The sequence below is a fragment of the Microbacterium bovistercoris genome, assembly GCF_003387575.1.
GTDB lineage: Bacteria > Actinomycetota > Actinomycetes > Actinomycetales > Microbacteriaceae > Microbacterium > Microbacterium bovistercoris.
In genome coordinates this window covers 30,685-51,221 of the sequence record NZ_QUAB01000018.1, presented here as the reverse complement: position 1 = coordinate 51,221, position 20,537 = coordinate 30,685, and the positions used below count along the sequence as shown (strand labels likewise).

Below are 20,537 nucleotides of genomic sequence, written 5' to 3'. Positions count from 1 at the left end.
ACCACGGTGGGGTTTCGGCGAACTGCGGGACCCGGACTCCGGGGCTCACGGGGCCACGCGGAGCCTGCGGGCTCTGCGGGCCCCGCTCCAGGCTGCCGCGGGTTCCGACGGAGTTGCGGTCGGCTCCGGCAGGACGGCGGATGCCCGATCCCGGGCACCGTCGGCGGCACCGAGGCGCGATGCACGCTCCAGCCAGCCCTCGATCTTCGCCGAGGACGCGGTCTTGACGCCCAGCATCCGGTGCGTGCGCACCGAGCGGATGCCGCACAGCTTCATCGTGTTCCGCGCGACCTGCGTCTGCGCGGGCAGGCCGGTGATCGGCGCGAAGAACCAGGGGGTGTCGGCGAGCAGCAGCAGGCGGCCGCGGTCGGCGCCGACCAGCCCGACCGGAAGTCCGGAGGGCGAGTAGCGGTACTCCTGCTGGGGGAGCAGCGCGCGATCGAAGAAGCCCTTCAGTACAGCGGGGACCGATCCCCACCACAGCGGGGTGGCGACGACGACGTTCGCGGCCTCATGCAGCGCGGCCTTGGCGTCGGTCAGGTCCGGTTCGAGCGGCATCCGCTCGCGGTAGCCGAACCGCAGGTGCGGGTCGAAGTCGAGGTCGCGCAGTGCGAGGAGCCGTGCGTCGCCGTGCGCGGCGGTGTAGCGGCGGGCGAGCTCCGCGGTGAGCGACCGGGAGTCGGGGTGGCCGTCGATGACGAGTGCAGAGGGCATCGGATGCTCCTATCTTGACAGTGTCTATTTGATGGACAGTGTCAAGATAGGCAACAATGTTGCTCGTGTCAAGTTCTCGTTCCGGTTATCACCACGGCGATCTCGCGCACGCGCTGGAGACGGCTGCGATGCAGTTGCTCGCCGAGAAGCCCGCGCAGGAGATCAGCCTGCGCGAGGTGGCGCGCGCGGCCGACGTGAGCCACAACGCGCCCTACCACCACTTCGCCGACCGGCGCGGACTCCTGAAGACCCTCGCCGAGCGCAGCATGGCCGACCTCGTCGCCGAGGTGCGCGCTGCGCTGCGGAGTGCGCCCGAACCCGTCAGTGCACTCGTCGCCGGCGGACAGGCGTACATCCGCTTCGCCGTCGAGCGTCTCAACGCCTTCGACGTCGTCTACGACCCGGCGGTGTGCGTTCCGGGCTCGCCGACCGAGACCATGGCTCCGCTCATCGAGGAGCTCGAGTCACTGCTCGGCGGCGCCGTCATCGCCGTGGGACTCACCGAGGACGACGTCACCGCGGCGTGGGGACTCGTGCACGGCCTCGGCACACTCGCCGCCGCCGGGCACTTCCCGCTCGAGACGGCGCTCGCGTCCTGCGAGTCCGCGATCCGGCGGATGCTGCCCGCCTGAGAGTCAGTCGCCGGGCGTGCGTACCCGGACCAGCCGTCCCGAACCCTCGGTCAGCTCCGCCCAGAGGTCCACGTCGACCTCGCACTCCACGACCGCGCAGGTCGGCAGTTCGACGAACTCGCCGGTGAGCTCACCCACGGCATCGCTCATCCCGGGGTTGTGTCCCACCAGCATCCCGACCGCGCACTCGTCCGGCAGTCCGGACGCGACCTGCAGGATCGTACGAGCGGATGCTGCGTAGAGCCGCGGCTCCTCCGTCAGGGCGAGCCCGAACGCCGCGGCGTACTCGTCGGCCGTGCTGCGCGCGCGGGTCGCGGTGCTCGACACGATCCGGTCCAGCGCGACGCCCTCGACGACGAGTCGCCTGGCCATCGCGGGGGCGTCCCGCCTGCCCCGGGCGTTCAGCGGACGGTCGTGATCGGAGTATCCGTGCATGCCCCAGTCCGACTTCGCGTGGCGGGCCAGCAGCAGGGTCTTCATACCTCCAGTGTCCCTTTCCGCAGGCTTGACCGCGCGGGTCAGCGCGCCGCGATGAACGGGGACTTCGGTCCCGTCCAGCGCGCGACTTCGACCTTGAGTTCGGTGAGCTCGCCACCGAGCGCATCGATCTTGTCGCTGAGGGTGTCGATCCGGGCGTCGACACGGTCGATCCGGGCGTCGACACGGTCGACCTTGGCGTCGACGCGGTCGATCCTGCTCTCGACGCGATCGATGCGATGCACGACCCAGCCGAACCCGCCGGCGAGCGCGGTCAGCATCGTGACACCGAGGCCGATCACGGCGATGAGTTCACCGGACATGTACATGTCTCCATTCTGCGCGTTTGCACGGGTGGTCGGCTACCCACGATACGGAGGCATCAGAGCCCGAAGAACGGTGGATCCCGGAGCGGGGAGAACCCGCCGAGCAGCCCGCGATGTGGAGCGTCGGTCGCATAACCGCACCCCGAACCTGGGAGCGCTCGCAGGTTTCGTCGGGCCGCTCCACAGGCGCCCTTCCCTACCGTGGAAGGATGTCCTACTCTGGTCACCGCCCAGGACGCATGGATTCCCAGGGCCGCATCGAGTTCGACGTCGACGACCCGAACAGCGACCCGAACGCTGCTGCCGACGTCCCCGAATACTTCACCCGCGAATACCGCCCGGCGGGCCCCGACGCCGAGGCGGGCGTCGACGCGACCGCGCTCAACGACGTCGTGGAGACCACCACGCGCCCGAATCCCGTCGTGCACGACGAGCAGGAGACCGAGACGTACGACCTCGACGACTTCCCCTTCGTCGACGAGCCGGCACCGGCGGACGCTCAGGCGGAGACGCAGGTGATCGTCGACGAGCCGCAGACCGCGGCATCCGCTCCGGCGCCTGAACCGGCGCGCGCACCGCGCGCACCCAAGCCGCCGCGCGAGAAGCGCGCGAAGCGCGAGCGCGTCCCCGGCTCGCGACTGCGCACGCTCGCGATCCTCGGCGGTGCCGACGGCGAGATCCTCGACCGCGTGCCGGGTGAGACGCCTCGCTTCGTGCAGATGTTCTTCGTGCTGCTCGGCACCGCCCTGGTGTCGGCATTGTCGATGATGTTCGCGCTGATGACCGGTGTGCAGGTCGCCGTCTGGCTGGCAGTGCCGCTCGCGATCGTCTGGGCCGCGATCATCTTCAACCTGGACCGGTTCCTCACCTCGACCATGACGGCGACCCGCAGTGTCGGGAAGCTGATCGCCCTCGCCATCCCGCGCGTACTGATGGCCGCGCTGATCGGCTTCGTCGTCGCCGAGCCCGTCGTGCTGCAGGTGTTCCACAACGACATCGCCCGCGAGGTCGCATCGACCAACATCACGCAGGCGCAGTCCGACCAGGATGCGCTCGAGAAGGGCCCGGAGAAGAAGGCGCTGGATGCCGCGACCCAGCGCGTCGCCGACTTGGAGAACCAGGCCGCGACGGGCATCGTCGCCGGAACGTCGAACTCCTCGGCATCCGAGTCCGCCGCACAGAAGACGGTCGACGACCTGACCGCGAAGATGGCGGAGCAGCAGAAGACCATCGACAGCGCCCGGGCGCTGTACCAGTGCGAGCTGACCGGCGAGGGCGCGGGCACCGTGCCCGGCTGCACCGGCGTACACGGTCAGGGCACCAGCTCGGATGCCGCGAAGGCACAGCTGACCGAGGCGCAGCAGACCTACGACGCGCTCGCCGCCCAGCTGCGCACCGCCAACGACGAGCTGGAGAGCGCTGGCACCGCCGCGAAGGGCGAGCTGTCGGCCTCGGAGTCGGCCAACCGCAAGCAGGCGCGCGCCGAGCTGCCCGCCGCGAAGCAGACCTACGAGACCGCGCTCGCGGCGTACAACGCGCGGGCCGACGCTGTCGCGCAGGGCAACGCCGGCGCGATCGGCCTGCTCAGCCAGATCAGCGGACTGAACCGCCTCGGCGAGAAGGAGCCCACGATCTTCTGGGCGCACTGGCTGATCGCCGCGCTGTTCTTCATGATCGAGCTGCTGCCGGTCCTGGTGAAGGTGCTGACCAGTTACGGCGACCCGTCGCTGTACGAGAAGACCGCAGCGATCCGCAAGCAGGTCGAGGAGGATCGGGTATCCGCCGAGGGCTACCGCGACCGCGCCGCAATCGTGGCGACGGGGTCGCTCCCGCCGGCCGAGCCACCGGCACCGGCATCCCCGCCTTCGGATGCGGGCGACGCGCCGACCGTGCCGCTCACGCGCGCCGACCTCCGCGAGGGCGCCTCGGTCTGATCCGACCTTCGTCGGGCAGGCGCGTCGTCTGCTCCGGTCTCAACGGTGGCGGGTGTCCAGAGCACAGAACCCGCAACCGTTGAGACCGCAGCATCGATCGATGACGCGAGCGGCGCCGTGACCGGTCCCACGGCACTAGCGTTGAGACATGGTCAACTATCGCTATCTGGGCAACAGCGGGTTCAAGGTCTCGGAGATCACCCTCGGCAACTGGGTGACGCACGCGTCGCAGGTCGGTGACGACGCCGCGATCGCCACGGTTCACGCCGCGCTGGACGCCGGCATCACCACGTTCGACACGGCGGACACCTACGCCAACACGGCCGCCGAGGTCGTGCTCGGCAAGGCTCTCGAGGGGCAGCGCCGCGAGAGCCTCGAGATCTTCACGAAGGTGTACTTCCCGACCGGCCCGAAGGGCCCGAACGACACCGGCCTCAGCCGCAAGCACATCCGCGACTCGATCGAGGGGTCGCTGCGCCGCCTGGGCGTCGACTACGTCGACCTGTACCAGGCGCACCGCTACGACTACGAGACGCCGCTCGAGGAGACCATGCAGGCCTTCGCCGACGTCGTCCGCCAGGGCAAGGCGCTGTACATCGGCGTCTCGGAGTGGACCGCCGAGCAGCTGCGCGAGGGCCACGCGCTCGCCCGCGAGCTCGGTGTGCAGCTGGTGTCGAACCAGCCGCAGTACTCGATGCTGCACCGTGTGATCGAGGGCAAGGTCGTGCCGGCATCCGAGGAGCTGGGCATCTCGCAGATCGTCTGGTCGCCGATGGCGCAGGGCGTGCTGAGCGGCAAGTACCTGCCCGGTCAGCCGGTGCCGGAGGGGTCGCGCGCGACCGACCCGCACTCGGGCGCGGATTTCATCAAGAGCTTCCTGCGTGACGACATCCTCACCGCCGTGCAGAACCTGAAGCCGATCGCCTCGGATGCCGGACTGACGATGCCGCAGCTCGCGATCGCATGGGTGCTGCAGAACAAGAACATCGCCGCCGCGCTCGTGGGCGCTTCGCGCCCGGAGCAGCTCGCCGACACCGTGAAGGCGTCCGGCGTGGTGCTCGATGCCGACATTCTCGCCGCGATCGACACGGCTCTGGCCGGCGTCGTGAATGACGACCCGGAGGACACCTACACGGTCTCGCCGAAGAAGCGCCTCGTCTGAGGCATCCCGCCAGCTGGATTCGGCCGGTGCCCCGAGGGGGCACCGGCCGATGACGTTCCATCGGGATGTCAGATGGCGCCGAACACCGCACCCGGGTTGAGGATGTTCTGCGGATCGAGGGCCTTCTTGATGCGCAGGTTCAGGTCGAGCACGTCCTCGCCGAGGTAGTCGCCGAGCCAGGGCTGTTTCAGCCGGCCCACGCCATGCTCGCCGGTGATCGTGCCGCCGAGTGCGATCGCCAGGTCCATGACCTCGCCGTAGGCGATGTCGGCGCGCTCCTTCTGACCAGGATCCGACGGGTCGAGCACGAGCAGCGGATGCGTGTTGCCGTCGCCCGCGTGCGCGACGATCGAGATCTCGGTGCGATGCCGGGCCGCGATCTCGGCGACGCCGAGCACCAGATCGCCCAGGCGGGGGAGCGGCACTCCGACATCCTCCAGCAGCAGGGCGCCGCGCTTCTCGACGGCGGGGATCGCCTGGCGGCGCGCCTCGATGAGCGCCTCGCTCTCGTCGGGGTCGCTCGTGGCGTAGCACTCGGTCGCGCCGTTCGCCTCGCAGATCACCTCGACGGCCGCGATCTGCTCGGCGGCGAGCGCCTCGGGCTCGTCGGACTGCACGATCAGCATCGCCGCCGCCGAGCGGTCGAGCTCCATGCGCATCATGTCCTCGACGGCGTTGATGGCGACGCCATCCATGAACTCCAGCATCGACGGGCGCATCGCGCCCTTGATGTCGAGAACGGCCTGGATCGCACCCGACAGGGTGGGGAACATCGCCACGAGAGTGGTGGGCGTGCGCTGCGCCGGCACCAGTCGCAGCACGATCTCGGTGATGATGCCGAGCGTGCCCTCGCTGCCGACGAACAGCTTCGTCAGCGAGAGTCCGGCGACGTCCTTCAGCCGCGGGCCGCCGAGCTTCACGGCCTTGCCGTCGGCCAGCACGACGGTGAGACCGAGCACGTAGTCGGTGGTCACGCCGTACTTCACGCAGCACAGGCCGCCGGCGTTCGTCGCGACGTTGCCGCCGATCGAGCAGAACTCCTGCGATGAAGGGTCCGGCGGGTACCAGAGGCCGTGCTCGGATGCCGCTGCCTTGACCTCGACGTTGAACGCGCCGGGCTGCACCGTGGCCATCTGCACGACGGGGTCGATCGTGATGCGCCGCATCCGGTCCAGCGCGATCACGATCGCGTCGTCCTGAGCCGAGCTGCCGCCGGACAGGCCGGAGCCCGCGCCGCGCGGGATCACGGCGACGCCCTCGCGGGCGGCGATGCGCATCGCGGCCTGCACGTCCTCCGTCGACGTCGCGCGCACGACGGCCAGCGGCACGCCGGCATCCGGGTCGTTGGCGCGGTCCCAGCGGTACGCGTCGAGCGAGTCGCGGTTCGTGACGAGCACACCCTCGGGCAGGTCAGCGGTCAGCGCGGCGATCACGCGCTCGCGGCGGTCGGGTTCCATCGTCTCAGCGTAGCCCGGCGCGGCGGGCACAGCTTGGGGCTCCGGGGCCTGGCGGCCTGTCGGCAGAGCCGGTCAGGAGGGCTCCCAGGGCTCCTCGGACCCATCGAAGTCGCCTCGTTCGTTGAGCAGCCTCACAGCGTCGTCTGGATCGAGAGGGGATTCCGAGATCGCCTGCAGGTAGTCCGCGGGCGAGACTGGACGGCCCGCGGCACGGCGAAGCTCCTGGTCATGAACCCTCAAGAAGCCGGGATGCAACTCGACCACCGCGTACTGCCGCAAACGCGAAGCGATCGTTCCCATGAGCTCATCGAAGAGGGCAATCAGCTCATCGTTACGGATGTTCCCGGTCGCAACGACCAGGAGACGCTGAGGAGATCCGCTCACCACATGAGATAGGAGGAAGTCGGCGTCCTTGCTCACCACAACGCGATCATCCGCATCAGCGATCTTGGCGATATCAGCGTCCGTCGAGCGGTTCCCGTCGGGAAGATCCGAACTGTGCATCGCATCGAAGCCGACTTTCCTCAGCCACAGCGCGAGCCGCGCGGGAAGCTGGGCGTCGACGAGAAATCTCATGCCACTCGGAACGCCTCGACACGGCTCTGCGACAGTTGAGCGCCATATGCAAGGGCCGCGCGGATATCGTCATCCTCGAGGTCCGGGTAGTCCTCGAGGATCTCTGCGGCAGACATTCCGGAAGCGAGTAGATCGAGGATCAGCGCGACCGGGTACCGCAACCCGCGGATCACCGGTCGGCCGTGCATGACGGCCGGATCGACAGTGATTCGTTCCAGGAGGCTCATGTGCCCCAGGCTACTCGCTGCACACGGCGCTGGCGAGGCGTCGTGCCCAACTGCGGATACGGCGGATGCCCGAGACTTCAGCCCAGCGAGATGTCGACCTGGATCTCGGTGGCGAGCTGCTCGAGGGCGGCGCGCAGCGCGTCGATGTCGGCCGTCGACGGCACCGTCGCCGTGACGGTCGACTCGAACAGCCGGCCGCCGGCCATCGCGGCATCCTTCGTGACCGTCGTCATGTCCTCGATGCTGAGGGCGTGCTCGGCGAGCACGCGCGAGACCTCGCGCACGATGCCGGGACGGTCGTTGCCGAGCACGGTCAGGCTGATCCGCTGGACGTCGGCGGATGCCGCAGCATCCGTTCCGGTGTGCACGGTGACCGCCAGCAGTCCCTCGAGCGCCCGCAGCGCGGACTGGAGGTCGGCGACGCGCTCGGGCGCGACCGACACCTCGATCACACCGGCGAACATGCCCGCGAGCTCGGCGAGGCGGCTGTTCTCCCAGTTGCCGCCGTGCGCGTCGACGGCGTCGGCCACGGCCGAGACGAGTCCGGGGCGATCCGCTCCCGCGACGGTGAGGATGAGCGTAGTCATGCCTGAAGCGTAGCGCTCACGGGTCGGATCGGAGCCGCCCGTAGGTGAGCACGTCGATCCGCTCCCCGGCGATGAGGAACTTGCCGCGCTCGCGTCCCTCGAGCACGAAGCCGGCTGCTCGCGCCACGGCGCCGGATGCGGGGTTGTTCACCCGGTGTCCGAGCTCGAGGCGTTCGCATCCGCCCTCCTCGCCCAGCGCCCAGTCGGCGACTGCTCTGGCCGACGTCGTGACGAGGCCTCCGCCGCGATGCGCGGCGTGCATCCAGTACCAGAACCAGCCGTTGCGGTTCTCGGCGTCGACCGTGACCGCGACCAGGCCTGCCAGCGCGCTGTCGACGTCGATCGCGAAAGCCCTGTGCGGCCCCGCCGGGTCGCACAGCCGCGCGACGTAGGCCTCCGCCTCGGCCGGAGTCGTCACGGTCCCCTGGCGTGCCATGTCCGGCGCCGAGCGGAAGGCGGCGAGCACCGCGGGCGCATCGTCCTGACGCAGCCGGCGCAGCGGCGCGGTCACCAGGCCCCGGACTCCAGGAACCGCTCCAACTGCGCGCGGTGCGGTGCGAGGTCCCAGCCCTGCGCGGCCACCCATTCGTCGTTGTAATAGGTCTGCGCGTAGCGCACCCCGCTGTCGCAGATCAGGGTGACCACGCTGCCCGTCTCACCGGCAGCGCGCATCCGTGAGATCAGCTGGAACGCACCGATGAGGTTCGTGCCGGTCGAGCCGCCGGCCCAGTACAGGGTGCGCTCGCGCAGCAGCCGGATGGCGGCGACGGATGCGGCATCCGGAACCTGGATCATCTCGTCGATCACGCTCGGCACGAACGAGGCCTCGACGCGGGGCCGGCCGATGCCCTCGATCTTCGAGGGCTGGCCCGTGGCATCCGCGTCGCCCTTCCAGCCGGCGTAGAACGCCGAGCCCTCCGGATCGACGACCGCGACCTTCGTCTCGTGCCGCCGGTAGCGCACGTACCGGCCGAAGGTCGCGCTGGTGCCGCCGGTTCCCGCGCCGACGACGATCCAGGACGGGATCGGATGCCGCTCCTGCGACAGCTGGCTGAACACGCTCTCGGCGATGTTGTTGTTGCCGCGCCAGTCGGTCGCGCGCTCGGCGTAGGTGAACTGGTCGAGGTAGTGGCCGCGGCATCCGGCGGCCAGGCGGCGCGCCTCGGGCGAGATGTCCTCGGCACGGTCGACGAGGTGGCAGCGGCCGCCGTAGAACTCGATGAGGTCGATCTTCTCCTGGCTGGTCGAGCGAGGCACGACCGTGACGAACTCGAGTCCCAGCATCCGCGCGAAGTAGGCCTCGGAGACGGCCGTCGACCCGCTGGACGACTCGACCAGCGTGGTGTTCTCGTCGATGAGACCGTTGACCAGGCCGTAGAGGATCAGCGAGCGTGCCAGGCGGTGCTTGAGCGAACCGGTCGGATGCACCGACTCGTCCTTCAGGTACAGATCGATGCCCCACTCGGTAGGGAGGGGGAAGAGATGCAGGTGCGTGTCGGCCGAACGGTTGCCGTCGGCTTCGAGCACGCGGATGGCGGAACTGACCCATTCGCTCATGGATCGAGGGTATCGGCCTTGTCCGACGTGCGTGCCGGGCGCAGACTTGCCCTGGGGGACCAGGAGAGGAGAGGTTCATGGCGCACGGAGACATCACTCACATCGACATCCCGGTCTCGGACATGGCGAAGGGGATGGCGTTCTACTCCGGCCTGTTCGGCTGGGACATCTCGGAGATGCCCGGATTCGAGGGCTACCCGATGTGGCAGGCGCCGAACGGGATCAGCGGCGGCGGACTCGCGCCGCGCGACGACGGCTTCACGCAGCCGCGGTCGTACGTCGAGGTCGACTCCATCGATGACACGGTCGCCGCAGCGAAGGCCGCGGGCGGCAGCGTCGCGATGGAGAAGTCTGCGATCACCGACAGCAGCTGGTGGGCGGTCATCGTCGACCCCGACGGCAACCACATCGGACTGTTCGAGGGTGTCGTCGGCGGCTGAGTCGCGGTCAGGCCTCTGCCGCCTGGCGCAGCCAGCGCTCGATGCCGGCGACGTGCGCGGTGGCGAGTGACATGGCCAGCGCCGAGTCGTGCTGCGCGATCGCGTCGGCGATCGCCTGATGCTCGGAGAGCGTGCGGGCCGTCGCGTTCTGCTCGGTGAGGCCGCGCCAGACCCGCGCCCGCACGGTCTGGCTGCTCAGGCTCTCGATCAGGCTGGCCAGGTAGCCGTTGCCGGTCAGCCGCACGATCTCGCGGTGGAAGCGGATGTCGTGCGCGACGAGGTCGTCGAGCGAGACCGTCTCCGGATCGACCGAAGCGACCTCGTCCTGCAGCACCGTCGCCTGCTCGGCGGTGGCGTTGCCGGCCGCGAGACCCGTCGCCTGGGATTCCAGCATCCGCCGCACGGCGAACAGCTCGAGCAGCGAGTCGTCGTCGTGCAGGTCGACCACGAAGGTGATCGCCTCGAGCAGCAGGTGCGGTTCGAGGCTGGTGACGTAGGTGCCGTCGCCGCGGCGGACGTCGAGCACCCGGATGACCTCGAGGGCCTTGACCGCCTCGCGCATGGAGTTGCGCGAGAGACCGAGCCGCTCGGCGAGCTCCTTCTCCGGAGGGAGCCGGTCGCCGGGGCCGAGTTCTCCGGAGACGATCATCGCCTTGATCTTCTCGATCGCCTCGTCAGTGACTGCCATGGCCACATCCTCGCACAATGGTCGGATGTCTGCGGCAGTATGGACGCATGCGCGTCGTCGACTCCCACCTGCATCTCTGGGACCCCGAGGTCCTCACCTACCGATGGCTCGAAGGTGAGCTGGACACCGCCTATGCCGCGGAGCAGCTCCTGGACGACCGGATCGAAGACGTGGAGGAGCAGTTCGCGATCTTCGTGCAGGCCGACCCGGTCGAGAAGCAGACGATCGACGAGGTGCGCTGGGTCTCATCGATCGCCCCCGAGACCGGCGTCGTCGCGATCGTCGCCGGCGCCCGCCTGGACCGGGGACGCAAGACGCTCGCGCACCTCGACGAACTGGCCGCGTTCGAGCGCGTCGTCGGCGTGCGGCACCTGCTGCAGGGTGAGAAGGACGGATTCGCCCGCACCCCGAAGTTCATCGAGGGCGCCCGCGCCGTGGCGTCCCGCGGCTGGACCTTCGACGCCTGCGTGCGCGACCATCAGATCCCCGATGTGACGGCGCTCACCGAAGCCGTGCCCGACCTGCGGATCGTGCTCGACCATCTCGGGAAACCCGCCGTCGGGACCGATGACGCGCCGCTGCGCCCCACCGCCGAATGGCGGCGCGACATCGCCGATCTCGCGCGCCATCCGCAGGTGCACGTCAAACTCTCCGGCCTGCCCGCGGAGGCCGGAGGGCGCTGGGACGAGGACCAGCTGGAGCCGTTCCTCGACGTCGTGGCCGACGCCTTCGGCGAGGACCGGCTGATGTGGGGGAGCGACTGGCCGGTGTCCGCCATGCACGCCTCCGACGAAGGCGGTGAGGACTTCTTCATGGAAGGGGTGCGCGACGACTGGTGCCACACGATCGCCCAATGGGCGACGGATCGGGGGCTGGAGGTCGACAAGCTGCTCTGGCGCAACGCTCTGGCGTTCTACGGCATCCGGCGACCGGCGCCGGGAGTAGCGTCGTGACCATGCCCTCATCGCCGAACGTCGTCCTCATCTGCGTCGATCAGTGGCGGGGCGACTGCCTCTCCGCGGACGGGCATCCGATCGTCCGCACGCCCTACCTCGACGCGCTCGCCGCGCGGGGCGTGCGGTTCTCGAACGCCTATTCCGCGACGCCGACGTGCGTGCCGGCACGGATGGCGCTGCTGACCGGGCTGTCGCAGGAGCACCACCGCCGGGTCGGCTATGCCGACGGCGTGGACTTCGACATCGCCGAGACGCTGCCCCGCTCGCTGTCGGCGGGCGGGTACCAGACGCAGGCCATCGGCAAGATGCACTACTCGCCGGAGCGGGTGCGGATCGGGTTCGACGACGTCATCCTGCACGACGGCTACCTGCATCACTCCCGGCGGAGGGAGCGGGATGCCCGGTTCTACGACGACTACCTGACCTGGCTGCGTGCACAGGCGGGCTCGTCGGCGGTCGACGACTATCTGGAGAACGGGATCAACTGCAACTCGGTGGTGGCCCGGCCCTGGGACAAGCCCGAGCGGCTGCATCCGACGAACTGGGTCGTGACCGAGGCGGAGAACTGGCTGTACCGCCGTGACCCCACGCGGCCGTTCTTCCTGTACCTGTCCTTCCACCGCCCGCACGCGCCCTACGACCCGCCGGCGTGGGCGTTCGAGCAGTACCTGGACGCGCCGGCCGTCGAGCCGCCGGTCGGAGACTGGGCGGGGGAGTTCGACCACCTGCGCAACGACGCACTGCCCGACGCGAACGTCGCGCACTACGACGCGCGCACCGCGCACCGGGCACGCGCCGGGTACTACGGCCACATCAGCCACATCGACGCGCAGATCAACCGGTTCCTCGAGATCCTGGTGGAGTTCGGCGTGGCCGACGACACCTACATCCTGTTCACCTCCGACCACGGCGATATGCTCGGCGACCACTACCTGTGGCGCAAGGGATATCCGTATGAGGGGTCGTCCAGGGTGCCGATGATCCTCGCCGGCCCCACGATCGACGCCCAGCAGGTCAGCGACGAGATCGTCGAGCTGCGCGACGTCATGCCCACGCTGCTCGCCTGCGCGGGGGTGCCGGTGCCCGACGACGTCGACGGACGGGACCTGCGCGACGCGGTGTCGGTGCGGGAGGCGGCGCCGTGGACCGGGCAGCCGTTGCCGCCCGGTGCGCGAGACGCCGCGGTGCCGGCCGCCGAGCTGGCGGAGGACGAGCCGCACCTGCACGGCGAGCACATCGCGCTCGGACACTCGATGCAGTGGATCCGTGCGGGCCGGTGGAAGTACGTGTGGCTGTCCGGCACCGGCGCCGAGCAGCTGTTCGACCTGGTCGTGGATCCGCACGAGCTGCGCGATCGCTCGGGGGATGCCGCCGCGGCATCCGCTCTGCAGGCGTGCCGTGCGCGCCTGATCGCCGATCTGCGCGGCCGGCCCGAGGGGTTCGTCGCGGATGGCGCGCTGGTGCCGGGTCGCCCCGTGCGGCCCGTGCTCGACCAGCCGCACGAGCGGGTGGCCTGAGACACCGAAGGCCGCCCGGCGCGGTGCGCGGGCGGCCTTCGGGACGGGGAGTCACTCCGGGCGCAGGCGCAGCTGCGCCATGCCCCCGTCGACCTCGATGAAGGTTCCGGTCGTCGACCCGGATGCCGGGGACACCAGGTACAGCACCGCACCGGCGACCTCGTCGGGCGAGACCAGGCGGCCGTGCGGCTGACGGGCGTTCAGCGCGGCGCGCTCGGCGGCCGGGTCGTCGGCGGAGTCGAGCAGGCGGCCCACCCACGGGGTGTCGGCGGTGCCGGGGTTCACGGCGTTGACGCGGATGCCTTCGCGCAGGTGGTCGGCGGCCATCGCGCGGGTGAGCGCCGATACCGCGCCCTTCGACGCGGAGTACAGCGCCCGCTGCGGCAGGCCAGTGGTGGATGCGATGGATGCCGTGTTGCACACCGCCGCCGACGGCGACTTCCGCAGCCAGGGCAGTGCCGCCGAGGTGACGCGGGCGATGCCGGTGACGTTGATCGAGAGCACGCGCGCCCACTCGTCGTCGTCGTTCGCCGCGATGTCGCCCTGAGCGCCGACGCCGGCGTTGTTGATCACGATGTCGATGCGCCCGAAGCGTTCCGCGACGGCCGCGACCGCGGCATCCACCGATGCACGGTCGGAGACGTCGGCGGTGAACGCGGCGAAGCGCTCGTCGGCGCCAGAGATGTCGCGGTCCAGGACGGCGATCTTCGCGCCCTCGTCGTGCAGCGCCGCAGCGATGGCCGCGCCGATGCCGGATGCTCCGCCGGTGACGATCGCCACCAGTCCGTCAAGCATGGGTCCCTGAGCCTGTCGAAGGGCGGTCACTTGCCCGCCTCCCATGCGACGAATTCCTGGCGCTGGTGACCGAGGCCCTCGATCTCGACCTCGACGACGTCCCCGGCCTTCAGGTACGGGAACTTCCCGCCGAACGCCACGCCCTGCGGTGTGCCGGTGAGGATGAGGTCGCCCGGCTCGAGCGTGACGTACTGCGACAGGTGATGCACGATCGTGTGCACGTCGAAGATCATGTCGGACGTGTCCGAGTCCTGGCGGGGCTCGCCGTTCACCCAGCTGCGCAGGCGCAGGTTCTGCGGGTCGACCTCGTCGGCGGTGACCAGCCACGGGCCGGTCGGATTGAAGCCGAACGCGATCTTGCCCTTCGACCACTGGCCGCCGGACACCTCCATCTGGAAGGTGCGCTCCGACACGTCATTCGCCACGACGTAGCCGGCGATGTGCGCCGCGGCGTCCTCCACGGCGTCGAGGTACGCGGTGCGGGTGCCGATGACGATGCCGAGCTCGACCTCCCAGTCGGTCTTCTCGCTGCCGCGGGGGATGGTGACGGTGTCGTCGGGGCCCACCACGGTGTTCGGCGTCTTGAGGAACATGATCGGCACGGTCGGCGGCTCGGCCCCCGACTCGCGGGCGTGGGCGGCGTAGTTCTGGCCGATGCAGATCACCGCGCTCGGACGGGCGATCGGCGACCCGATGCGCAGCGACGCGGCATCCGTGATCTCCGGCAGCGAGCCGGCGTCCAGCGCCGCCCGGGTGCGCCCCACGGGGTCGTCGGCGAGGAAGTCGCCGTTCACATCGGATGTCACGGGGCGCAGGTCGAAGGTGCGGTCGCCGTCGATGACGACGGGCGTCTCGCTCCCGGCCTCTCCAAGTCGCGCGAACTTCATGGTTCTCCTGTTCCTCGTCGGCGCATCGGTGTGCTCGTTGACAGTATAGACATCCGATGTTTACACTCCAAGTGATCGAAGGAGCCCTGTGAGCCGTATCGTCGCGCTGGAGACCAGCGACATCCGCTTTCCCACTTCGCTGAGTCTGGACGGCTCGGACGCGATGAACCCCGACCCCGACTACTCGGCCGCGTACGTGATCGTGCGGACGGATGCCGGGGATGCCGGGCACGCGTTCGTCTTCACGATCGGCCGGGGCAACGACGTGCAGGTCACCGCGATCGACGCGCTCGCCGGTCACCTGGTCGGCCGTGAGATCGAGCCGCTGCTCGACGACATGGGCGGCACCTTCCGCGACATCATCGGCGACTCCCAGCTGCGCTGGCTCGGTCCGGAGAAGGGCGTCATGCACATGGCCATCGGCGCCGTGATCAACGCCCTGTGGGACATCAAGGCAAAGCGCGCGGGTCTGCCGCTGTGGCAGCTGCTCAGCCGGATGACGCCGGACGAGATCGTCGACCTGGTCGACTTCCGCTATCTGACCAACGCCCTCACCCGCGAGGATGCGCTGGGCATCCTCCGCGCCGCAGAGAAGGGCCGCGAGGAGCGCGAGCGGCAGCTGCTCGCCACCGGCTACCCCGGGTACACCACCAGCCCCGGCTGGCTGGGCTACTCCGACGAGAAGCTCGAGCGCCTCGCCCGCGAGGCCATGGCCGACGGCTTCACGCAGATCAAGCTCAAGGTCGGTGCCGATCTGCAGGACGACATCCGCCGGTTCCGCAAGGCCCGTGAGGTGTGCGGACCCGATTTCCCGATCGCGATCGACGCGAACCAGCGCTGGGAGGTGTCCGAGGCGATCGAATGGGTGAACGCCCTCGCGGAGTTCCACCCCGCCTGGATCGAGGAGCCCACCAGCCCCGACGACGTGCTCGGCCACGCAGAGATCGCCCGCGGCGTCGCACCGATCCGGGTCGCCACCGGCGAACATGCGCAGAACCGGATGATCTTCAAGCAGCTGCTGCAGGCGCAGGCCATCGAGGTCATGCAGATCGACGCGGTGCGCGTCGCCGGCGTGAACGAGAACATCGCCAACCTGCTGCTGGCTGCGAAGTTCGGCGTGCCCGTGTGCCCGCACGCCGGGGGCGTCGGCCTGTGCGAGGCCGTGCAGCACCTGTCGATGTTCGACTTCGTGGCCGTCAGCGGCACCCGAGAGGGGCGGATGATCGAGTACGTCGACCACCTGCACGAGCACTTCGTCGTGCCGACCGACATCCGGGGCGGCTCGTACACGGCGCCGACGGCGCCGGGCAACGGCATGGAAATGAAGGCCGGGAGCATCGCCGAGTACACCTGGAGGGGGCAGCATGTCGCCTGACGCGAAGGTCGGATTCGGCCCACTCGGCTTCGGCGCCGCATCCATCGGCAACCTCTACACGGCGGTCTCCGATCAGGCGGCCGAGGCCGCGCTGGAGGCCGCCTGGCAGAGCGGCATCCGATACTTCGACACCGCCCCGCACTATGGACTGGGCCTGAGCGAGCGCCGTCTCGGCGCGTTCCTGCAGACCAAGCCGCGCGACGAGTTCGTCATCTCGACGAAAGTCGGGCGATTGCTCGAGCCCAACCCCGCGTACGCGGGCGGTCGCGACCTGGAGAACGCCTTCGACGTGCCCGACGACCTGATCCGCCGGTTCGATCCGAGCCCGGAGGGCGTCCGCCGCAGCCTGGATGACTCGCTGGAGCGGCTCGGTCTCGACCGGGTCGACGTGCTCTACCTGCACGATCCCGACGTGTACGACCTCGAGTGGGGGATGCGCGACGGGCTGCCCGCCCTCGCCGCGCTGCGCGACGAGGGCCTGGTGCGCGAGATCGGCATCGGCGTGAACGACGCCGCCGTCGCAGCTCGTGCCGTGCGCGAGGGCGACCTGGACCTGGTCATGATCGCGGGGCGCTACACGCTGCTGGAGCAGCTGGCGCTGGAGGATCTGTTCCCGACCTGCGAGGAGCGAGGCGTGCGGGTGGTGGATGCTGCGGTGTTCAACTCCGGGCTGCTCGCGACCTCGTCGCCGGCGGCGAGCGGCACCTACAACTACGGTGCGGTGCCGGCCGATGTGCTGGATCGCGCGCGCGAACTCGCCGCGGTGTGCGCGAAGCACGGCGTCGAACTGCCCGCCGCCGCACTGCAGTTCCCTGCGCGGCATCCGGTCGTGGCGACCGTCGTGGTCGGCACGGCCAAGGCGGACTCTGTGCGTCAGAACGCCGAGCGGATGCACGCGGAGATCCCCGACGCACTGTGGGCGGAGCTCGCGGAGCGCTCGCTCATCCCGGCATGATTCGAACGACAGGAAGGCCGTCGGATGCTCGAAGGAATCAACCCACTGCTCACCGGTGAGCTGCTGCTGCACCTCGACCGGATGGGACACTCCGACGCCGTGGTCGTCGCTGACGCGCACTTCCCGGCGTGGGCGCTGGGCGAGAGGGTGATCGACCTGCCCGGCACCTCCACTCCCGAGGTCGTCGCGGCGATCCGCTCCGTGCTGCCGCTGGACGACGCCCCCGGCATCGACCTCATGGAGTCGGCGGATGCTGCGGTGCTCGACATACAGCGCGAGCTGATGGCCGCCGCCGGCACCGATGAGGCGACGACGCGGTTCGTGGAGCGATTCGCGTACTACGACGTCGCGAAGGGCGCCTACCTGATGGTGCGCACGGGCGAGACCCGCAAGTACGGCAACGCGCTGCTGCGCAAGGGGGTCGTCGGGCACCCCTCGGCCTGAGCGTGAAGCGGCCCGGGCTCAGCGTATGAGCACTCGCTCCAGATGCGCCAGGCCGCCCTGCACCGCCTCCGCGGTGACCTCTGCGAGACCGGGGTACTCCGCATGCCCGGCGGGAAGCACGTGCAGCTCGAGATCGGGCACCGCGTTCGCGACGGCGAACTGGCCCTGCGGCGGAACGTTCTGATCCCACAGCGCGGCCTCGACCCGCACCGGGATGGAGAAGAACCCTGCCGTGGTCGACGCGTCGAAGGGACGCAGCTGTTCGCGGGCCTCCGGATGCTGCTGCACCCGGGCACGCTGGAACTCGCCGCTGCCCAGGCACGGCACTGCGATGCGCTCGTCGTACTGGCCGAAGGTCGGCACGATCAGCGTCGCACCGACGAACCGCTCATCCCAGGGCACGGCGAGAGCGCCGAGGCCGCCGCCGAAGCTCTCGCCCACGTAGTACAGGGGCAGGTCGCCGGCGAGCACGGCGAGGGCATCCGCCGCGAGCCACAGATCGCGCGCGCAGAGCCCGATCACGTAGTCGTCGGGGGATTCGAGGCCGCCGAGCACATGCGCCTCACGATCCTCGGGCGCGCCCACATCGGCGTTCAGCGCCCCCAGGCCGCGGGCCACGGGGAAGATCGCCGCAGCATCGACCGGTACGCGTCGCAGGTCGACCGCATCGCGCCCGCCGTAGCCGTGCCCGTGCACGATGCCGACCCTCGCGACGTTCCCCTCGAGCGGGGAGACCGACCAGGCTCGCAGCCGCACACCGTCGGCCCCGGAGAGCTCGATCAGCGACACCGTGCGTCCGTCCGTCTTCTCGGTGGACAGCACGACCGGCGCCGCGTCGACGCCGCCCGCTGCCTCCCGCCACGAGAGCCACTGCGCAGCGAAGCCCGTGCGCGGCGGCACCGGCGGCACGGCCCGCAGGGTGTCGAGGGTGAAGCCGTAGCTGCCGTCGAAGGCGGCATCCGGGAACCAGATGTCGAAAGGCGCGGGGTACGTCATGCGCGGAGCGGGCTCCTGTCGGTGTCGAGGCGGTCGGTGTCGAGAGAGCGGACGGAAGGCCGCATGGCAGACTGGTGACGGCACGAGAAGGAGAGCGGATGCTGGTCACCGAGCGACGCGAGCGCATCCTCGCCCTCACGCGCGAGCGCGGCACGGTCGCACTGCCCGATCTCGCCGCCGCGCTGGGCGTCAGCGAGATGACCGTGCGCCGCGACATCGAACTGCTCGCCGACGAAGGGTCGGTGCAGAAGGTGCGCGGCGGTGTCCGTACCCCCGCCACCGGGAGTCGCGCAGGCACCGCGCCGGTCTCGACCGCTGAGCGCCGCGCGATCGCCGCCACGGCGGCCGGACTCGTCGAGCCGGGGATGGCCATCGGCCTCACCGGCGGGGCGGCGGGGATCGCGCTCGCCCAGGAGCTGGTGCGCGTGCCCGACCTGACGATCGTGACGAACTCGCTGCCGGTATCCGACCTGTTCTCGCCCCCGGATCGCGCGGACGCCCCGTACACGCAGACCGTCGTGCTCACCGGCGGCGTGCGCACCCCCTCGCAGTCCCTTGTCGGCCCGGTCGCGGTACGCGCGCTCGAGCGGCTGCACTGCGACCTGGTGCTTCTCGACGCGCACGGCCTCGACGAACAGGCGGGGCTCACCACCATGAACCTGCTCGAGGCCGAGACCTACCGCGCGTTCATGGCCGCCGCCCGCGAAGTCGTCGTGCTCGCCGACCACACCCGCTGGCAGGTGGTCGGTCTGACGACGGTGGCCGACCTCGGTGACATCGATCGGCTCGTCATCGACGACGGGCTCGATGAGGAGGCCCGGGAGCGGCTCGCCGAGCACATCGGCCATGTCGACATCGCCGAGCGCGATCGACCCGCGGGCCTCTGACGCGCTGAGGCAGGTGCAGGGAGCCATCAGCGGGCGGTGCTCGCCCGCTTCACCAGGCGGCTGGGGATGACGACGTGCCGCACCGGCAGGTCGGCACCCAGGGGAGTGCTGAGCTGACGCTCCAACTCGGTGAACGCGGCGTCAACGAGCTGTTCGTGATCAGGAGCCACCGAGCTGAGTGCGGGGACGGAGAAGCGCGCGGCGCGGATGTCGTCGATGCCGATCACCGCGACATCCTGCGGTGCGCGCCGTCCGAGTGCGGCGAGTGCGGCCAGCGCACCGAGCGCGACCGAGTCGTTGGAGCACACGATGCCGTCCAGATCGCCGATCGCGGCGGCCAGTCCGGACACCACCCTTTCGCCTTCCTCCGCCGTGAAGGAGTCGACCTGGGCGGTGAGCACCGGGTCGATGGCGATGCCCGCGGCGCTGAGCGCCTCGAGATAACCGGCATGGCGGCGATCCGCGGCATCCGAGGGGCGTGCATCTCGGCGGCCCACGAAAGCGATCCTGCGGCAGCCGACCTCGATCAGATGCGCAGTCGCGGTGTGGGCGGCCTCGCGGTTGTCGATCGTGATGTGCGTGAACGGACTCACCTGGATGTGCTCGCCCAGCAGCACCAGCGGGCCGGGGGAGGTGCGACGCGTGAGGTCGGCGACCGTCAGCGAACGCGGGATGTGGATCAGGCCGTCGATGTCGGGCAGTCCGTGCCCGTTGGCGACGTCGACCTCGCGGGCGTGGTCGCCCTCAGTCTGCACGATCAGCACGGCGAGCCCTCTGGCCTCGGCGCCGCGCACCAGTCGCGAGCTGAGCTCGGCGAAGTACGGTTCCTCCAGGTGCGGGACCGCCAGCGCGATCAAGCCGGTCCGTGTGGCGCGGGCGCCCGGGACCGAGCGCACGGGAGCATCCTCGCGCTCGCCGAAGGACGTGCTCACCCGGGGCCTCCTCATC

24 protein-coding genes are annotated in these 20,537 nt (G+C 70.0%); 10 read left to right on the top strand and 14 right to left on the bottom strand.

Annotated elements, in window-relative coordinates; translation table 11 throughout:
- Positions 1-45: 45 nt before the first annotated feature.
- On the bottom strand, positions 46-714 hold the full coding sequence (locus DY023_RS04400; protein WP_116241130.1) for an NAD(P)H-dependent oxidoreductase: 669 nt from the start codon (positions 712-714) through the stop codon (positions 46-48).
- Between the two features lie 56 nt (positions 715-770).
- Between DY023_RS04400 and DY023_RS04395 the strand changes: the two genes are divergently transcribed.
- Complete coding sequence (locus tag DY023_RS04395; protein WP_245958590.1) at positions 771-1,346, top strand: TetR/AcrR family transcriptional regulator; 576 nt, start codon at positions 771-773, stop codon at positions 1,344-1,346.
- 3 nt (positions 1,347-1,349) lie between these two features.
- Here the strand turns inward: DY023_RS04395 and DY023_RS04390 are convergent, their stop codons facing one another.
- Together DY023_RS04390 and DY023_RS04385 are read right to left on the bottom strand one after the other, a co-directional pair.
- On the bottom strand, positions 1,350-1,826 hold the full coding sequence (locus DY023_RS04390; RefSeq protein ID WP_116241128.1) for a SixA phosphatase family protein: 477 nt from the start codon (positions 1,824-1,826) through the stop codon (positions 1,350-1,352).
- Positions 1,827-1,864: 38 nt separating this feature from the next.
- The gene (locus DY023_RS04385) at positions 1,865-2,152 is read right to left on the bottom strand and encodes a coiled-coil domain-containing protein (RefSeq protein WP_116241127.1); all 288 of its coding nucleotides are present in this window, start codon (positions 2,150-2,152) and stop codon (positions 1,865-1,867) included.
- Between the two features lie 236 nt (positions 2,153-2,388).
- On the opposite strand from DY023_RS04385, the gene DY023_RS04380 reads away from it, so the two are divergent.
- Together DY023_RS04380 and DY023_RS04375 are read left to right on the top strand one after the other, a co-directional pair.
- Entirely contained in the window at positions 2,389-4,083 is a 1,695-nt protein-coding gene (locus DY023_RS04380; RefSeq protein ID WP_245958589.1) for a DUF4407 domain-containing protein, read from the top strand.
- A 148-nt stretch (positions 4,084-4,231) separates the two neighbouring features.
- The gene (locus tag DY023_RS04375) at positions 4,232-5,245 is read left to right on the top strand and encodes an aldo/keto reductase family protein (protein WP_116241125.1); all 1,014 of its coding nucleotides are present in this window, start codon (positions 4,232-4,234) and stop codon (positions 5,243-5,245) included.
- 68 nt (positions 5,246-5,313) lie between these two features.
- Here the strand turns inward: DY023_RS04375 and DY023_RS04370 are convergent, their stop codons facing one another.
- From DY023_RS04370 to DY023_RS04345, 6 genes are all read right to left on the bottom strand, one after another.
- Positions 5,314-6,702 carry an FAD-binding oxidoreductase gene (locus DY023_RS04370; RefSeq protein WP_116241155.1) on the bottom strand — a complete coding sequence of 463 codons (1,389 nt, stop codon included), beginning with the start codon at positions 6,700-6,702 and terminating at the stop codon, positions 5,314-5,316.
- A 72-nt stretch (positions 6,703-6,774) separates the two neighbouring features.
- Positions 6,775-7,278, bottom strand: coding sequence for a DUF5615 family PIN-like protein (locus DY023_RS04365; protein WP_116241124.1), 504 nt, complete (start codon positions 7,276-7,278; stop codon positions 6,775-6,777).
- Positions 7,275-7,505 (bottom strand): DUF433 domain-containing protein, encoded by a 231-nt coding sequence (locus DY023_RS04360; RefSeq protein WP_116241123.1) that lies wholly within the window; start codon positions 7,503-7,505, stop codon positions 7,275-7,277. The genes DY023_RS04365 and DY023_RS04360 overlap by 4 nt, the downstream gene beginning before the upstream one ends.
- 77 nt (positions 7,506-7,582) lie before the next feature.
- Positions 7,583-8,092, bottom strand: a complete 510-nt coding sequence (locus tag DY023_RS04355) for a glycine cleavage system transcriptional repressor (protein WP_116241122.1) — start codon at positions 8,090-8,092, stop codon at positions 7,583-7,585.
- Between the two features lie 16 nt (positions 8,093-8,108).
- Positions 8,109-8,603, bottom strand: a complete 495-nt coding sequence (locus tag DY023_RS04350; protein WP_220347230.1) for a GNAT family N-acetyltransferase — start codon at positions 8,601-8,603, stop codon at positions 8,109-8,111.
- Entirely contained in the window at positions 8,600-9,649 is a 1,050-nt protein-coding gene (locus DY023_RS04345; RefSeq protein ID WP_116241120.1) for a PLP-dependent cysteine synthase family protein, read from the bottom strand. The genes DY023_RS04350 and DY023_RS04345 overlap by 4 nt, the downstream gene beginning before the upstream one ends.
- A 77-nt stretch (positions 9,650-9,726) precedes the next feature.
- Between DY023_RS04345 and DY023_RS04340 the strand changes: the two genes are divergently transcribed.
- Complete coding sequence (locus tag DY023_RS04340; RefSeq protein WP_116241119.1) at positions 9,727-10,089, top strand: VOC family protein; 363 nt, start codon at positions 9,727-9,729, stop codon at positions 10,087-10,089.
- A gap of 7 nt (positions 10,090-10,096) precedes the next feature.
- Here the strand turns inward: DY023_RS04340 and DY023_RS04335 are convergent, their stop codons facing one another.
- Positions 10,097-10,777, bottom strand: a complete 681-nt coding sequence (locus tag DY023_RS04335) for a FadR/GntR family transcriptional regulator (RefSeq protein WP_116241118.1) — start codon at positions 10,775-10,777, stop codon at positions 10,097-10,099.
- A gap of 47 nt (positions 10,778-10,824) precedes the next feature.
- Between DY023_RS04335 and DY023_RS04330 the strand changes: the two genes are divergently transcribed.
- Together DY023_RS04330 and DY023_RS04325 are read left to right on the top strand one after the other, a co-directional pair.
- Entirely contained in the window at positions 10,825-11,730 is a 906-nt protein-coding gene (locus tag DY023_RS04330) for an amidohydrolase family protein (protein ID WP_116241117.1), read from the top strand.
- 2 nt (positions 11,731-11,732) lie between these two features.
- On the top strand, positions 11,733-13,250 hold the full coding sequence (locus DY023_RS04325; protein ID WP_116241116.1) for an arylsulfatase: 1,518 nt from the start codon (positions 11,733-11,735) through the stop codon (positions 13,248-13,250).
- A 51-nt stretch (positions 13,251-13,301) separates the two neighbouring features.
- Here the strand turns inward: DY023_RS04325 and DY023_RS04320 are convergent, their stop codons facing one another.
- A complete protein-coding gene (locus DY023_RS04320; RefSeq protein ID WP_116241115.1) occupies positions 13,302-14,045 on the bottom strand; it encodes an SDR family NAD(P)-dependent oxidoreductase in 744 nt (247 codons plus the stop codon).
- Between the two features lie 26 nt (positions 14,046-14,071).
- Positions 14,072-14,932 carry a fumarylacetoacetate hydrolase family protein gene (locus DY023_RS04315; RefSeq protein WP_116241114.1) on the bottom strand — a complete coding sequence of 287 codons (861 nt, stop codon included), beginning with the start codon at positions 14,930-14,932 and terminating at the stop codon, positions 14,072-14,074.
- A gap of 88 nt (positions 14,933-15,020) precedes the next feature.
- Here DY023_RS04315 and DY023_RS04310 point away from each other — a divergent pair, with 88 nt between their 5' ends.
- Genes DY023_RS04310 through DY023_RS04300 form a run of 3 tightly spaced genes read left to right on the top strand, consistent with a single transcriptional unit; the run spans position 15,021 to position 17,706 of the window.
- Positions 15,021-16,307 (top strand): L-fuconate dehydratase, encoded by a 1,287-nt coding sequence (locus tag DY023_RS04310; protein WP_116241113.1) that lies wholly within the window; start codon positions 15,021-15,023, stop codon positions 16,305-16,307.
- Complete coding sequence (locus DY023_RS04305) at positions 16,297-17,262, top strand: aldo/keto reductase (RefSeq protein WP_116241112.1); 966 nt, start codon at positions 16,297-16,299, stop codon at positions 17,260-17,262. The genes DY023_RS04310 and DY023_RS04305 overlap by 11 nt, the downstream gene beginning before the upstream one ends.
- A 24-nt stretch (positions 17,263-17,286) precedes the next feature.
- A complete protein-coding gene (locus DY023_RS04300; RefSeq protein WP_116241111.1) occupies positions 17,287-17,706 on the top strand; it encodes an RbsD/FucU family protein in 420 nt (139 codons plus the stop codon).
- An 18-nt stretch (positions 17,707-17,724) separates the two neighbouring features.
- On the opposite strand, the gene DY023_RS04295 is transcribed toward DY023_RS04300, so the two are convergent.
- The gene (locus DY023_RS04295; RefSeq protein WP_181905720.1) at positions 17,725-18,702 is read right to left on the bottom strand and encodes an acetylxylan esterase; all 978 of its coding nucleotides are present in this window, start codon (positions 18,700-18,702) and stop codon (positions 17,725-17,727) included.
- 98 nt (positions 18,703-18,800) lie between these two features.
- Here DY023_RS04295 and DY023_RS04290 point away from each other — a divergent pair, with 98 nt between their 5' ends.
- On the top strand, positions 18,801-19,589 hold the full coding sequence (locus DY023_RS04290) for a DeoR/GlpR family DNA-binding transcription regulator (RefSeq protein ID WP_116241110.1): 789 nt from the start codon (positions 18,801-18,803) through the stop codon (positions 19,587-19,589).
- A gap of 26 nt (positions 19,590-19,615) precedes the next feature.
- On the opposite strand, the gene DY023_RS04285 is transcribed toward DY023_RS04290, so the two are convergent.
- On the bottom strand, positions 19,616-20,521 hold the full coding sequence (locus DY023_RS04285; protein WP_245958588.1) for a LacI family DNA-binding transcriptional regulator: 906 nt from the start codon (positions 20,519-20,521) through the stop codon (positions 19,616-19,618).
- Between the last annotated feature and the right edge of the window lie 16 nt (positions 20,522-20,537).

Excerpts from the sequence above, each read along its gene's own strand:
- DY023_RS04325 (WP_116241116.1), top strand. The coding sequence starts at position 11,733 with ATGCCCTCATCGCCGAACGTCGTCCTCATCTGCGTCGATCAGTGGCGG.
- DY023_RS04375 (WP_116241125.1), top strand. The coding sequence starts at position 4,232 with ATGGTCAACTATCGCTATCTGGGCAACAGCGGGTTCAAGGTCTCGGAG.
- DY023_RS04330 (WP_116241117.1), top strand. The coding sequence starts at position 10,825 with ATGCGCGTCGTCGACTCCCACCTGCATCTCTGGGACCCCGAGGTCCTC.
- DY023_RS04355 (WP_116241122.1), bottom strand. The coding sequence starts at position 8,092 with ATGACTACGCTCATCCTCACCGTCGCGGGAGCGGATCGCCCCGGACTC.
- DY023_RS04290 (WP_116241110.1), top strand. The coding sequence starts at position 18,801 with ATGCTGGTCACCGAGCGACGCGAGCGCATCCTCGCCCTCACGCGCGAG.
- DY023_RS04360 (WP_116241123.1), bottom strand. The coding sequence starts at position 7,505 with ATGAGCCTCCTGGAACGAATCACTGTCGATCCGGCCGTCATGCACGGC.
- DY023_RS04370 (WP_116241155.1), bottom strand. The coding sequence starts at position 6,702 with ATGGAACCCGACCGCCGCGAGCGCGTGATCGCCGCGCTGACCGCTGAC.
- DY023_RS04315 (WP_116241114.1), bottom strand. The coding sequence starts at position 14,932 with ATGAAGTTCGCGCGACTTGGAGAGGCCGGGAGCGAGACGCCCGTCGTC.
- DY023_RS04385 (WP_116241127.1), bottom strand. The coding sequence starts at position 2,152 with ATGTACATGTCCGGTGAACTCATCGCCGTGATCGGCCTCGGTGTCACG.
- DY023_RS04305 (WP_116241112.1), top strand. The coding sequence starts at position 16,297 with ATGTCGCCTGACGCGAAGGTCGGATTCGGCCCACTCGGCTTCGGCGCC.
- DY023_RS04400 (WP_116241130.1), bottom strand. The coding sequence starts at position 714 with ATGCCCTCTGCACTCGTCATCGACGGCCACCCCGACTCCCGGTCGCTC.
- DY023_RS04335 (WP_116241118.1), bottom strand. The coding sequence starts at position 10,777 with ATGGCAGTCACTGACGAGGCGATCGAGAAGATCAAGGCGATGATCGTC.
- DY023_RS04295 (WP_181905720.1), bottom strand. The coding sequence starts at position 18,702 with ATGACGTACCCCGCGCCTTTCGACATCTGGTTCCCGGATGCCGCCTTC.
- DY023_RS04390 (WP_116241128.1), bottom strand. The coding sequence starts at position 1,826 with ATGAAGACCCTGCTGCTGGCCCGCCACGCGAAGTCGGACTGGGGCATG.
- DY023_RS04365 (WP_116241124.1), bottom strand. The coding sequence starts at position 7,278 with ATGAGATTTCTCGTCGACGCCCAGCTTCCCGCGCGGCTCGCGCTGTGG.
- DY023_RS04320 (WP_116241115.1), bottom strand. The coding sequence starts at position 14,045 with ATGCTTGACGGACTGGTGGCGATCGTCACCGGCGGAGCATCCGGCATC.
- DY023_RS04380 (WP_245958589.1), top strand. The coding sequence starts at position 2,389 with ATGGATTCCCAGGGCCGCATCGAGTTCGACGTCGACGACCCGAACAGC.
- DY023_RS04300 (WP_116241111.1), top strand. The coding sequence starts at position 17,287 with ATGCTCGAAGGAATCAACCCACTGCTCACCGGTGAGCTGCTGCTGCAC.
- DY023_RS04395 (WP_245958590.1), top strand. The coding sequence starts at position 771 with ATGTTGCTCGTGTCAAGTTCTCGTTCCGGTTATCACCACGGCGATCTC.
- DY023_RS04340 (WP_116241119.1), top strand. The coding sequence starts at position 9,727 with ATGGCGCACGGAGACATCACTCACATCGACATCCCGGTCTCGGACATG.
- DY023_RS04345 (WP_116241120.1), bottom strand. The coding sequence starts at position 9,649 with ATGAGCGAATGGGTCAGTTCCGCCATCCGCGTGCTCGAAGCCGACGGC.